Here is a 13,045-nt window from a genome sequence, read left to right as displayed (position 1 = left end):
ACCCTTTATTGTCATGTTTAATCTGAATCCGGTACCAACTGTTATGAACAATCGTTTGGTGAAAGGGCTGGCCCTTGTGCTGGTCATGATCACCGTATCTTCTACCCAGTCTTTTGCCCAACCGCAGACAGCAACCGTTTGCAGTGGCACTCCTTTTTACTTTTACAAACCCGGTGCAGTTGCCGGAACCACTTATACATGGTCTGCGCCCAACATCCTTCCGGCAGCAGGGGCCATTACCGGGGGCGCTGCGCAAAGCACGCCGCAAACATCGGTATCGGAATTGCTGGAAAACACAACAACTTTCCAGGCCAAGGCAACCTATACCGTGGTTGCCACCAACCCGAATACTTCGGCCACAGAAACCTTTACGCTGGAGGTTACTGTAAATCCTTTACCTGAACTTACTTCCTCTCCAACACCGGCTGCGATCTGCAGCGGAACCGCGTTCAATTATGTTCCGCAGAGCAGCACACCGAATTCCGGTTTTGCCTGGAGCCGGCTTGCCGTTCCCGGCGTAAGCAATGTGGGCGCACAGGGTAATGGCAATCCCAATGAGATCCTATCGAATACAACGGTAATGCCTGTAACCGTGATCTATAAATATACGGTTACAGCAAACGGTTGTTCGAAAGGCGAACAAGAGGTCGCAGTTGATGTGAACCCGATCCCGTTCCTGAGCAGTTCATTGCTGCCCGCAGCGGTGTGCAGCGGGTCAACCTTTAACTATGTACCTGCATCACCCAATGCAAACAGCTATTCCTGGACGAGGGCCGCGGTAGCCGGCATCAGCAATACGGCGGGCCAAAGCAACGGCAATCCCGAGATACACGAACTGCTGCAGAACACAACGCTCACGCCAAGGCTGGTGGCTTATCGCTATACGCTTACAAACACCTCGCTCACCTGTTCTTCCAATACGCAGGTGATTGAAGTGGTGGTGAATCCTACGGCAGTTGTTGCCAACCAAACGATTACTTCTTTGTGCAATACCAATGCATTTCTTTCATCACCGGCCAACGTGCCCGAAGGAACGCTGTATACATGGAACACGCCGGCGCCCATCAATTCAACGGCAAATATCATTGGGGGTAGTGCGGTTTCTGTGGGGCAGTTGTTCATCAGTCAGCAACTCACCAATCTTGGAACTTCAACCGAAACACTGCGTTACACCGTTACGGCCAATTCGGGCGGTTGCATAGGAAGTACATTTTTTGTGGATGTGCCTGTGAATACAACCTCCAATTCAAGGGCCGAGTTAACCAACCCTACACCGGCAGGGATCTGTAGCGGCGGCACTTTTAATTTCACACCAGCGAGCGCAACCGCATCGAGCTATTCGTGGAAACGGTTTTACAATTCATCCATCGCACAATCGGCGAACCAGTCCAATAACACATCGGGAAACATAACCGAGATACTAACGAACACAACATCCATCCAGACAACCGCGTACTATGCGTACACTTTGTTTACGCCCAATGGATGTTCCAATACGGTTACACTTGCCGTGCCCGTAAATCCACCCACTTCACTTTCCACACCGTTAACGCCTGTGCCCATCTGCAGCAGCACGACTTTCAATTACGAACCTGCAAGCGCCACGCCCAATACAAGTTTTGCATGGACAAGGGCCGTTGTTACCGGCATCAGCAATTCTGCAGACGGTGGTACAGGTAACCCGAAAGAAACATTGGTGAATACAACACCCAATCCGATTCCAGTAGTCTATCGGTACGCCATGACCACACCGGATGGTTGTAACAATGCGCAAAATGTTACTGTGGTGGTAAACCCAACACCGTTATTGACAAGCACCGCAAACCCTGCGGCCGTTTGCAGCGGGTCACCGTTTACTTATAATCCGGCGAGCTCATCATCCGGTGTTTCTTTTAGCTGGACGAGGGCCGCTGTGCCATCCATCTCAAACGCGGCCGGCTCCGGCAACGGTGTTGTGTTGTCTGAGATCCTGGTAGATACTTCTATCGTTTCCGTACCCGTTGTATACAACTATATTGTTTCGGCGAATGGATGTGCAAGCCCTGCGCAGCCCGTAACCGTTGTTGTTAAACCAACGCCGCGGGTTAGCGGACAATTTGTTACCGCCTGCAGTAAAACAACACTTGAACTGCCGGCGCTGAATGTTCCCGCTGGAACAACTTATGGATGGGCGCCGCCATCGATCACTCCACTCAGTTCGCTCGCAGGAGCAAATGCGGTCACGTTGACCGGGGAGACGAGTTTTACACAGTTCCTTACCAACCAGACATTGAACCCTGCATTTGCGGTGTACAATGTAACACCGGTAACCAATGGGTGTACGGGGGTTACTTTCAGGGTGGATGCAACCATCAATCCTGTTCCGGTAGTGGCCAACCAGCAACTGCAATCGGTATGCAGCGGTGTCGGGTTCAGTTATTCGAATGGAAGTGTGCCAACCGGAACCACGTATACGTGGAGCAGTCCCGTACAAACGCCGTTGAACAGTTTAACCGGGGCAAGTGCGCAATCCATCGGGCAAAGCAGCATCAGCCAGTTGTTGAGCAGCACAAACAACCAAACCAATACGGCTGTGTATACCGTTACGCCTACTGCGTATGGCTGCGCCGGGCAAACATTCATGCTCACCGTACCTGTTAATCCAACACCGGCGATCAACAGCATTACTGATACGATCTGCTCTGCTGGCTCTTTTGTGCTGGCGCCAACGGCACCATCAAATACAACGTATTCGTGGGGACTGCCCACAAGTTTGCCTTTCGGGGCCATTGTAGGGAGCAGCGCGCAAACGGGGCAGACCACCATTTCGCAAACGCTTACCAATGCGACCAATACGAACGGACGCGCAGTATATACCGTAACACCAACCTCGGGAACCTGTGTGGGCCCAACATTCAATGTGAGCGTAACGGTTGGCGTGCCATTGCCATTTACACCGGACCAGGCAGCCTTGATCTGCAGCGGAACAGCGTTCGATGTAACACCAGCAACGGCCCGGCCCGGAACCAGCTATACATGGAGCGTTCCAACGATCACGCCTGCAGGATCGATTGTGGGGGCATCTGCTGTAACAACACCTCAAACATTCATCAGCCAGAAGTTGGATAACCTGATTACAAGAACAGATACCGTAGAGTATACCATCCTTCCCTACAATACAGGGTGCCGTGGAAATATTTTCAAGGCAACCGTACGGGTATTGCCTTTGCCTACCGCCACCATCACAGGATCGCCGGTGATCTGCCGTACGCCTACAGATACGGTCAGCGTAAGCTTTACCGGAACAGGGCCCTGGAGTTTCAACTACACCAACGGAAACACCACCGGCACGCAAACAGGCATCACCACATCTCCCTACAAATGGGCCGTGGCGGCGATACCCGATCTTGCATCGCGCGCGTTGTCGATATCGGAGGTGAGGGATTTTGCCTGTGTGAACACAGGTAACACAGGAGTGTTTGTACAAAAGGTAAATCCATTGCCCACAGCGCAGATGGTATCATTGCACGGCATATACATCTGTAATAATATACAGGATACATTGCTTGTTCAATCGCTGCGCTCAACGGATGTGCTCAGCTATCAATGGACACGCAATGGCACGCCTGTGCCGAATGCCGTTCGCGATACTTTCATTACATCGCAGGCGGGAAGGTACAACGTTACACTGGTGAACCAGTTTGGTTGTACAGACACCATTGCTGCGCCCATACCCGTTAGCGTGGTGCTGCAGCCCGTGCTCAGGATCTCACTCGATTCCTATTGCGTAGACAAGCAGATCCAGTTCACCAATCTTACGGATACCCTCAGTATTGGCGCAACCACCTGGCTGTGGGATTTCGGCGATACCACAACAAGCACCGCCTTCCATCCAACACATACCTACGCACGCGCAGGCAAGCATCATTTGCGTCTTACGGCCGTGCAGGCATTCTGCGCAGGCTACACCACCTCAGCCGATGCGATACTGGATGTGCAGGCGCCAATACCCGGCATAACCATGCCTTCCGTAAGCACGTATAAAGGAACCATCACACCCCTCGCCGTACGAGCATTGCCCAATTACACCTACCGCTGGAACCCAAGCAGGGGGATCGACAGGCCCGACAGCGCCTCTGTTAATTTTGACCTTTCGTCTACGCAGCAATATGCCGTTAGCCTTATTTCATCCGGCGGATGCGTAACAACCGATTCATTGCTTGTTCGTGTGTTTGATGATAAACTGCAAAACATTTTTGTTCCAAAATCATTCACGCCCAACAACGATGGCATCAACGATAAATTGTATCCATACCTGAGCGGCATAAAGGAGTTCAAATACTTTAAGGTTTTCAACCGCTTTGGTAAATTAATGTTCGAAACCACCAATCCCGATATTGGCTGGAACGGATCCGTTAACGGCACAGCGCAACCCATGGGCATCTACCTCTGGTTCTCTGTAGGCACAGCGCTGGATGGAACACCGGTTGAGAACAAGGGGCAAACCCTTTTGATAAGATAAGAAGCAGTAAGACGGGTATCGCCATACCCGTCTTCTTTTCAACGCATCATTTCAGAAAGCACAAACAGGTTCAGTTTCTTCTGCGTTTTTTTTACGCTTAGTTGCAACGCCCGGTCTGCCTGCAGTATGTGGCGGTAGTTGTGTGCGACGAGAAAGAGAAAAGTATCGCCAAGTTTCAGTTTGATGAATTTTGCGATGGAGATCGGGATCCGGATGGCGCCCATGTCTACTTTTTTTGCTTTGCGGAGGAGCAGCAGCATCTTTTCCTGCTGCTCAATAAATTCGGCGATCACCGCAAAGCTCTCGTTGGTTGTTTCGGGCGAATAGGCTTTGGGGGCAGACATTTTTTTTACCGGTGTTCCATCTGCATTGTTGAGCATCATCCCGGTAAAATAATTGCCCAGCCATCCCGCTTTGAATTCGATTGCCGGATCTTTTCCCGACGCGGTATATTCATCGATCGCTTTTTCGATCAATGGCAGGTAATACCTTCCGTATTCATTCAAATGTGCAAGACACTGGTTCGCACTCCATTTGTCTGGCCCAGGCTTGCTTGCAAACTGGTGGTGTGGCAGCATCTGCCACTCGCTCACCCCTTTGTCTAAAAATGCCTCGGTATGGTCCGAGAGAGCATCCAGTAATGTTTGTGATAAATAAACAGGCATACGATTTTTGTTTTGTTGGCACAAAGCTCTGGCCGCAAAAATTCATAAATCTTGGGAAATACCATGATTTTCTAAAAGCGCATGCAGTTGCCTTATACCCTCACGCTTCCCAACAATTTACTGAATGTTCCCGCATCGATGCCGAGGTAAGAAGCAAGGTATTTGTGCGGGATCAATCCCAGCACGTGCGGGCTCCTCTTCAGCAGCGCCCTGAATTTCTCTTCCGCCGAAAAACACTGCAATTCGATCTGTCTTTCCAGCACGCCCGACAGTGTAAAGCTTGTAGACTTGCGGATCAGTGTTTCAAAATTGTGGTAACGGTCCATCAATGCCTGCAATTGCTGGAAACTGGTCCTGATGAATTCGCTTTTCGTAAGCGTTTCCAAATAAAACCGCGAGGGGGTCTGCAGCAAAAAAGAATCGGCCACGCCGGAAAACGAGAAAGGGTACATAAAAACGATCGTGGCCTCTTTGCCATCGTCGCCCTGGTAAAATGCGCGCTGCACGCCTTCGGTAACAAAGTAGAGGTATTTTTCGGTATCGCCGGCTGCGGTAAGAACCGTTTTTCTTTTGGCTGAATAGGGTTGCCAGACCGATGCAAAATCGTTCCATTCCTCCTCGCGCAGCGGGTGAATGGGTGCAATGAATTTTTTTAACTGGAGGATCGCTTCTTCCTGGCTGATCATTTTTTATTTTTCAGGATCCAATCTACGGCAGTTTCAAGTACCGTATCTTTTTTTTGTGATGGGCCAACAACGGTGATATCGGGGATCACACTATCAAAATTGCGCTCATCTCCATCTGCCCTCGTAAACATTTTGGTTGAGGCCCGCGCGATGATATGGGTGTTGGGCAACATAAAATTAAACATCTCTCCGTAATCATTTCCCGATTCTGCCGTAGGCTCGCCCATCACCGTTGCCAGGTGGTAACTTTTGATGCCGTCTGCAAACATGTTCGCAGAAGAGAAGGTACCCGGGCCGATCAGCACCACAACGTTTCCTTTGTAACGAAGTGGATTGTTACCCGGCTTTTTGGGTTTCGATTGGTACGTAAACATAAACCCATCCGGCTTTGATGCATAGGCAACATCTTCGTCGCCTTTTTCTTTGATAAAATTTTTATAATGACTGCTGACCTTCCATTTCATCCCGCCTGCAAAACGACGTTTTTTACCCGAGAAATAATCGGCAAACAGCTGCCCGTAATAGGAGTTACCCCCGCTGTTTTCCCTAAGGTCAATGATCAGGCCACGCGCATCGGCTTCCCTGATCTTTGTAAAACTGCTCCTGAGGAATGCTTCAAACGGCTCTTCTTTCCAATCTTCCATGCTGCGGTAATTGATGTAGGCAATGTTATCGCTGCGCATTTCAAAACTGTAGGTTTTTTTTTGTGTTTGTGTTGCGTTGAGCGCCTTGCTAATGCTGTCTGCCTGCGTTCTTGAAAAACCCTCCGTAACTACACTGATCTTTCTCCCATCGGCCGTAACCGCATCAACCGTAAACGGGCTCACCAGGTTGTTCAGAAAAAAAAGCTTGCGCACATACGTTCCTATCTGCTGTTTGCGCCAGGCGTTCAGTCCGCCAAAATACTGGCTGAACTGCCGGTTGAGCAAATAAACGGGGATGTTGTTCACTGCCACGATCTCGGCTTCTGCGCCTACCTTGTGTTCTGCACTCACATCATACGAAACCACCCATGCGCTGTCCTTCACCCTGCCAATGAAAAACGGGAAGCGCAGTGTGTTCGCATACGTCATATCGGTAGAGGCACTGGAAGGGAGCCCGATATGACCCTCGTTCAACGCCGCGGCCAGCTTGCCTATAATAAGGACGGCCTGTTTCTGCGAAAGGCTGTCTTTTACATCTTCCAGCAATTTATTTTCCATCTTCAGCAAGCTGTCTTTGCTGATGGCATGGTAAAGATCCACATGCGATTCTTCCATCACTTTGAGCCAGAAGGCAATGTCTTCCTTCATTTCGTTTTTTGAAATGCTGCGCGAAGCAAAACCCGGCGCGTCGGTTTTTTTGTAAACGATGGTTTGCGCGTTTGCCAGGGAGGAAACAGCGAGAGTGCACCAAAGGAAGATCGTTCTCATAAGTACGTTTAACGCTTCAAAGTTACTGCGGCAGCGCCTCAATTTTAACCACATAAAAAGGTGATTGAAACTGAATTTTTTTACCTTGCTCTCCCAATGGCCAACCCGCAGCGGTACATAGCGCATTTTGATCTCGACTCTTTTTTTGTGAGCGTTGCGATACTGAACGATCCATCGCTCAAGGGAAAAGCCGTGATCGTTGGCGGCTCGCGCGAGCGTGGTGTGGTAACCAGCGCCAGCTACGAGGCCCGCAGGTTTGGCGTGCGCAGTGCGATGCCCATGAGGGCCGCTTTGAAGTTATGCCCGCATGCGATCCTCGTTGGCGGCACACGCGGCGAATACAGCCGCTACTCGCGCTGGGTAACCGATATCATCGCGGCAAAAGCGCCCTTGTTTGAGAAAGCGTCCATAGATGAATTCTACATCGACCTCACCGGGATGGATAAATTCTTCGATCCGCTGAAATGGACGGTAGACCTGCGTGCGGAGATCATTGAAAAAACACAGTTGCCGATCTCGTTCGGGCTGGCAACAAACAAGATGGTCGCAAAAATTGCCACGGATGAGGCCAAACCCAACGGTTATCTTTTTGTACAGCCCGGCAAGGAAAAAGAATTTCTTGCGCCGTTGCCGGTGGACAAGTTTTCGGGTGTGGGAGAACAGACCTACATCACGCTGAAAGCAATGGGCATCTATACGATCAGGGACCTTAGTGAAACGCCCATAGCGGTGCTCGAAAAAAAACTGGGCAAATACGGCGGCGATCTCTGGCGCAAATCGCAGGGCATTCACAATGGCGAGGTGCATGCATACCATGAGGCCAAATCCATCTCCTGTGAAAATACGTTCGAGGAAAATTCCGCAGACACCGCGTTCCTGTTGAGCGAGCTTGTGCGTATGACGGAACGCGTGGCTTACGAATTGCGACAGGATGAAAAGCTCACCGGTTGCATTGCGGTGAAGATCCGTTACCCGGATTTTGAAACCACATCCAAACAGACCACGATCGATTACACGCTGCGCGATGATGAACTGATACCGGTTGCCATCGATCTTTTTCACAAACTGTACCGAAAGGGCGTGCCTGTTCGCCTGCTGGGCGTTCGCCTGAGCGAACTTACCAACCACGCGGTGCAGGCCAGCCTGTTTGAGGATGCAGAGAAGAAGAACAACCTTTACAAAGCGATCGACGATGTAAAAAACAAGTTTGGAAAAACTTCGCTGAAGAAAGCGAGAACGGTAACGGCAAAAGATCCGCCCTCTTCATAAAAACTGTGCAGGTGCCGGTGGGTTATACCGATCGTAAAGACCCTCTTTTGTTGCCCGGTACAAAAAAACAAAAAAGTCTACCAATTTAATAGGAAATCCATATTTTTACCATACAAAATTTTAAAACCATGAGTTTACGCCTAGGGGATATCGCTCCCAACTTTACAGCACAGACCAGTATCGGGGAAATTGATTTTTATGAATATTTAGGGGATGGATGGGGAGTTCTCTTCTCGCATCCTGCCGATTACACCCCGGTGTGTACCACTGAGCTGGGTAAGACCGCTGCCCTGCAAGGCGAGTTTGAAAAACGCAACGTAAAAGTATTGGCGCTGAGCGTGGATGGGCTCGACAGGCACGCGGGCTGGATCAACGACATCAACGAGACACAGCAGGTAAATGTGGGTTTCCCGATCATCGCAGACCAGGATAAAAGCATTGCGAACGCCTATGGTATGATCCATCCGAATGCATCCGAAACCTTTACCGTTCGCTCGCTGTTCGTGATCGGACCCGATAAAAAAGTGAAACTGATGATCACCTATCCTGCATCAACAGGAAGGAACTTTGTTGAAGTGTTGCGCGTGATAGATTCTTTACAGTTAACGGCCAATTACAGTGTGGCCACACCGGCAGACTGGAAAGAAGGAGAAGACGTGATCGTGGTGCCGGCAGTAAGCACAGAAGACGCCATCAAAAAATTCCCTAAGGGTGTGAACGTTGTAAAACCTTACCTCCGTTATACACCACAACCCAATAAATAACGTTTTAGTTTTTTTGTACTTGTTCGGCCCTGGTTTCTACCAGGGCCCTTTTTTTGGTTGGTGGCCGCTGCGCAACAAAGAGCGGGCAGGCAGGAAGAATAATGAATCAATTTCGCGCCAGGTGTATTCCGGTGGGTTTTGCGTTCACTATTCACGTCCGTGTTGGTGTCGATGTTCGCCGTTCTTTTCCTATCTTACCACAAATTACTGCTATGAGAAAGCTCTTCTTCGTCTTATTTATTGTGATGGGATTTGCCGGGTATACGCAAAAAACATTGATCCATTGCGGGCAACTCATCGACGTGAAAAACCTGCAGGTATTGAAAGAGATGACGGTCCTTATAGAAGGAAACAAGATCATCGATGTACAGAAAGGCTATACCACGGCGGGCGCCGGCGAAAAGGCCATCGATCTGAAAACAAAAACAGTAATGCCCGGCCTGATCGATATGCATGTGCACATGGAGTCTGAAACGAATCCCAATAAATACATGGAAACGTTCACCTTCAACCCTGCGGATTTCGCATTTCAGTCTGTTGTGTTTGCAGAAACAACCCTGATGGCCGGTTTCACAACCGTTCGCGATCTTGGCGGGAGCGGTGTGAACATTTCACTTCGCAATGCCATCAATAAAGGAATGATCAAAGGGCCGCGGATCTACACTGCGGGAAAATCCATTGCCAGTACGGGTGGTCATGCAGATCCGACCAATGGATACAAGAACCAGCTGATGGGCAACCCCGGGCCGGAGCAAGGTGTTGCCAATGGCGTTGATGAATGTATGAAAGCCGTTCGCCAGCGTTACAAAGACGGGAGCGATGTGATCAAGATCACCGCATCCGGTGGTGTGCTCAGCGTTGCAAAGAGTGGTGAGAACCCGCAGTTCACCGAAGAAGAGATCAAAGCCATTGTTGCCACTGCAAACGATTACGGGTTTAAGGTGGCGGCACACTGCCACGGTGTTATCGCCATGCAGCGCGCCATCCGCGCCGGTGTAAATTCAATAGAACACGGAACGTATATGGATGCGGAAACAATGGAGCTGATGAAAAAACACGGCACCTATCTCGTGCCAACGATCATTGCCGGAAAATCTGTTGCCGATTCTGCAAAGAAACCCGGCTACTTCCCCGATGTGGTTACACCAAAAGCACTGGCCATCGGCCCCAAACTGCAAAGCATGTTTGCGGCGGCCTACAAATCAGGCGTAAAGATTGCGTTTGGTACAGATGCCAGCGTATATGCGCACGGAAAAAACTGGATGGAATTTGTATACATGACCGAAGCCGGTATGCCCATCCTCGAAGCGATACGCGCGGCAACGGTGAGGGCATCGGACCTGTTGGGCGACGACAGGCTGGGTGTAATTGAAAAAGACAAGCTGGCCGATATTGTTGCAGTAGATGGCGACCCCACGAAAGATGTGAAAAGCATGGGCCGCGTAACTTTTGTTATGAAAAACGGCGTCGTTTACAAAAACAATTGATCTTAGCGCATCAAAACACGCCATGAAAAAACACAAGGTTGCGATCTTTTTTCTCCTGCTGTACTACGCATGGTTTGCATTTGTGGGATGGCACATGGCAACGGGTGCAGACAATGAAGCCGAAGGATTGCGTATCACGGCGATGGTCGTTATTTCGCTCGGAATATCGGCAGTGTACGTGGTGGGGTTCATGATCAAAATGTTTACGTCGAAAGAATCGGTAAGGGAGAATTTTATTTTTTTATGGCTGGTCACATTGCCGATCGTGATCGGGTTCATTGCTCACATCATTAACATGTGACCCTTTCCACTCATCCCTTCCATTTGCGCAACTGTTGCAACACTGCCCTCAGATCCTTTGGCAGCGCCGCTTCCAGCGCAAATGTCTCTCCCTTTAAAGTGAACTTCAAAGTGGTAGAATGAAGTGCGAGCCTTGAAAGAACGGGGCGCTCTTCGTCGGCCGATTTGGATAGTTTGAAATTTTTCTTCAATGATGAAAGCAATACCGGTTTCGGGTCGCCATAAATCTCATCGCAAACAATCGGGTGGCCCAGGTGCTGCATGTGTACACGTATCTGGTGCGTTCTCCCGGTATGGATCCTGAACTGCACCCACGAAAACAACCGGAAAGATTCCAGCACCTCGTAATCCGTTAACGAAGGTTTCCCCTTCGCATGCGTCATCATCTTCGTAACCTTGCCCGGGTGTTCGGCGATGGGCGCGTCTATGCTTCCTGAAGCGTTCATCATATTTCCATAGACCAGTCCTACATAATATTTTTCCATCTCCCTTCCTTCAAACAACTGCGAAAGCTCTTTGTGGCTCTCTTCCGTTTTTGCAAAAACGATGATGCCGCTCGTATCCCTGTCGAGGCGGTGCACGGTATAAATACCATCGTATTTTTCTTTCAGCATGTCTTTCAAAGAAATTTCCTGTCCCAGCCTGTCTGGAATACTCAGCAAACCCGATGGTTTGTTTACTGCGATGAAATCATCGTTCTCAAAAATGACATCTATATGCATTATGCGTTGTTGGTGTTTGAAATGGTTGCGTGTTGGTAATTGTGGCCGCTGTTTAGGAGTATCAATCCTGCTCTTCACTGGCAACATTCTTCCCGCCGCCTTTGTTTTTTCTTACAAAGGATTGGTTCATGTATTTCAGCAGGCGCACTTCTTTTTCCTGCAGCAGGCGCCATTTACCGCGTTCCACATTTTTCTTGGTGAGGTTGGCGAACATAACACGGTCGAGGTTCTTCACTTCGTAACCGAGGTGTTCAAAAATGCGGCGCACAATACGGTTACGGCCGCTGTGGATCTCGATGCCGACCACGGTTTTTTCTTTCGGATCGGTATAACCCACGGCATCGGCCTGTATAAGCCCATCCTCCAGCGTTATACCTGACGTAATGGATTCGAGATCCTTTTTGGTAACGGGCTTGTCGAGCGTTACCTCATATATTTTTTTGATCTCGAAAGAGGGATGCGTAAGTTTTTGCGCAAGCTCGCCATCGTTGGTGAGCAGCAATACACCTGTTGTATTTCTGTCGAGCCTGCCCACAGGGTATACCCGTTCGGTGGTGGCCTGCTTTACCAGGTCGAGCACCGTTTTTCTTCCCTGCGGATCGCTTGAGGTGGTTAAAAAATCTTTTGGCTTGTTCAACAAAATGTAAACGGAATTTCGCTGGAGGAAAACCTGTTTCCCCTTCACCACTACCTTGTCTGCACCGCTTACCTTGTAACCCGGCTCAAATATCTTGTCTCCGTTAACGGTTACCTTGCCGTCTTTCACGAGATCGGCCGCTTCCCTTCTGCCACACACGCCGGCGTGCGCAATGAATTTATTCAGCGGCATCTGTTCGGTTGAGGCTTTATCGGTGGATTGTTGCGGATCGAATGCCTGCGGGCGGTTATCGGGTTTCTTGAAGCGTTTGCTTTTCTTCTCCGGTGATCCGGATTCCTGTTTCCTGCCTATGGGTTTGTTTTCTGTTCTTTTAGCGGGTGGGCCGGCTTTTTTAAACTTTGGTTCCTTCGGTTTGGTTTCTTCTACGTTGATGCCGCGGGCCTTGTCCAGTTTTTTCTTCCGCATTTCTTCACCTGCGGCGCGGGCCTCGAGTTTGTTTCTCTTTTTCTCCTGGCGGTATTGTTCTTTGATTGCGCTGCCTCTTGTTTTGTTGGCAAACTTGTCGAAGTTGTCGGTACGTTGTTTTTTCATTGTAGTTGATTTGCTGTTTTTCAACAGGAGCCACAAAGGTAGCCAAAAAA

At 49.7% G+C, this 13,045-nt stretch carries 10 protein-coding genes; 5 read left to right on the top strand and 5 right to left on the bottom strand.

Translation table 11 applies throughout. The features are described from left to right. Positions 1–43: 43 nt before the first annotated feature. Complete coding sequence (locus GWC95_RS17355; RefSeq protein ID WP_161819973.1) at positions 44–4,501, top strand: PKD-like domain-containing protein; 4,458 nt, start codon at positions 44–46, stop codon at positions 4,499–4,501. Positions 4,502–4,539: 38 nt separating this feature from the next. Here the strand turns inward: GWC95_RS17355 and GWC95_RS17350 are convergent, their stop codons facing one another. The 3 genes from GWC95_RS17350 to GWC95_RS17340 form a co-directional block, all read right to left on the bottom strand. Continuing rightward, a complete protein-coding gene (locus GWC95_RS17350; protein WP_161819972.1) occupies positions 4,540–5,166 on the bottom strand; it encodes a DinB family protein in 627 nt (208 codons plus the stop codon). Between the two features lie 92 nt (positions 5,167–5,258). Then, the gene (locus GWC95_RS17345) at positions 5,259–5,852 is read right to left on the bottom strand and encodes a Crp/Fnr family transcriptional regulator (RefSeq protein WP_161819971.1); all 594 of its coding nucleotides are present in this window, start codon (positions 5,850–5,852) and stop codon (positions 5,259–5,261) included. Then, positions 5,849–7,264 carry a S41 family peptidase gene (locus GWC95_RS17340; protein ID WP_161819970.1) on the bottom strand — a complete coding sequence of 472 codons (1,416 nt, stop codon included), beginning with the start codon at positions 7,262–7,264 and terminating at the stop codon, positions 5,849–5,851. Before GWC95_RS17340 ends, GWC95_RS17345 begins: the two co-directional genes overlap by 4 nt. A gap of 96 nt (positions 7,265–7,360) precedes the next feature. Here GWC95_RS17340 and dinB point away from each other — a divergent pair, with 96 nt between their 5' ends. The 4 genes from dinB (at position 7,361) to GWC95_RS17320 (ending at position 11,085) form a co-directional block, all read left to right on the top strand. After that, entirely contained in the window at positions 7,361–8,533 is a 1,173-nt protein-coding gene (gene dinB, locus GWC95_RS17335) for a DNA polymerase IV (RefSeq protein ID WP_161819969.1), read from the top strand. Between the two features lie 128 nt (positions 8,534–8,661). Beyond that, entirely contained in the window at positions 8,662–9,297 is a 636-nt protein-coding gene (locus tag GWC95_RS17330) for a peroxiredoxin (protein WP_161819968.1), read from the top strand. 212 nt (positions 9,298–9,509) lie between these two features. Beyond that, positions 9,510–10,784, top strand: a complete 1,275-nt coding sequence (locus tag GWC95_RS17325) for a metal-dependent hydrolase family protein (protein ID WP_161819967.1) — start codon at positions 9,510–9,512, stop codon at positions 10,782–10,784. 22 nt (positions 10,785–10,806) lie between these two features. Then, complete coding sequence (locus tag GWC95_RS17320; protein ID WP_161819966.1) at positions 10,807–11,085, top strand: hypothetical protein; 279 nt, start codon at positions 10,807–10,809, stop codon at positions 11,083–11,085. Between the two features lie 10 nt (positions 11,086–11,095). On the opposite strand, the gene GWC95_RS17315 is transcribed toward GWC95_RS17320, so the two are convergent. Further along, positions 11,096–11,893, bottom strand: coding sequence for an RluA family pseudouridine synthase (locus GWC95_RS17315; protein ID WP_161819965.1), 798 nt, complete (start codon positions 11,891–11,893; stop codon positions 11,096–11,098). Next, entirely contained in the window at positions 11,868–12,995 is a 1,128-nt protein-coding gene (locus tag GWC95_RS17310; protein ID WP_161819964.1) for a pseudouridine synthase, read from the bottom strand. Before GWC95_RS17310 ends, GWC95_RS17315 begins: the two co-directional genes overlap by 26 nt. Positions 12,996–13,045: the final 50 nt, after the last annotated feature.

The organism is Sediminibacterium roseum, assembly GCF_009939005.1.
Lineage (GTDB): Bacteria > Bacteroidota > Bacteroidia > Chitinophagales > Chitinophagaceae > Sediminibacterium > Sediminibacterium roseum.
Note: the sequence above shows the minus strand (reverse complement) of the source record. Positions and strands in the feature narration are given on the sequence as shown.

Bases quoted from the DNA above. Each gene is read 5' to 3' on its own strand.
- GWC95_RS17355 (WP_161819973.1), top strand. From the start codon at position 44: ATGAACAATCGTTTGGTGAAAGGGCTGGCCCTTGTGCTGGTCATGATC.
- GWC95_RS17350 (WP_161819972.1), bottom strand. From the start codon at position 5,166: ATGCCTGTTTATTTATCACAAACATTACTGGATGCTCTCTCGGACCAT.
- GWC95_RS17345 (WP_161819971.1), bottom strand. From the start codon at position 5,852: ATGATCAGCCAGGAAGAAGCGATCCTCCAGTTAAAAAAATTCATTGCA.
- GWC95_RS17340 (WP_161819970.1), bottom strand. From the start codon at position 7,264: ATGAGAACGATCTTCCTTTGGTGCACTCTCGCTGTTTCCTCCCTGGCA.
- dinB (WP_161819969.1), top strand. From the start codon at position 7,361: ATGGCCAACCCGCAGCGGTACATAGCGCATTTTGATCTCGACTCTTTT.
- GWC95_RS17330 (WP_161819968.1), top strand. From the start codon at position 8,662: ATGAGTTTACGCCTAGGGGATATCGCTCCCAACTTTACAGCACAGACC.
- GWC95_RS17325 (WP_161819967.1), top strand. From the start codon at position 9,510: ATGAGAAAGCTCTTCTTCGTCTTATTTATTGTGATGGGATTTGCCGGG.
- GWC95_RS17320 (WP_161819966.1), top strand. From the start codon at position 10,807: ATGAAAAAACACAAGGTTGCGATCTTTTTTCTCCTGCTGTACTACGCA.
- GWC95_RS17315 (WP_161819965.1), bottom strand. From the start codon at position 11,893: ATGTTGCCAGTGAAGAGCAGGATTGATACTCCTAAACAGCGGCCACAA.
- GWC95_RS17310 (WP_161819964.1), bottom strand. From the start codon at position 12,995: ATGAAAAAACAACGTACCGACAACTTCGACAAGTTTGCCAACAAAACA.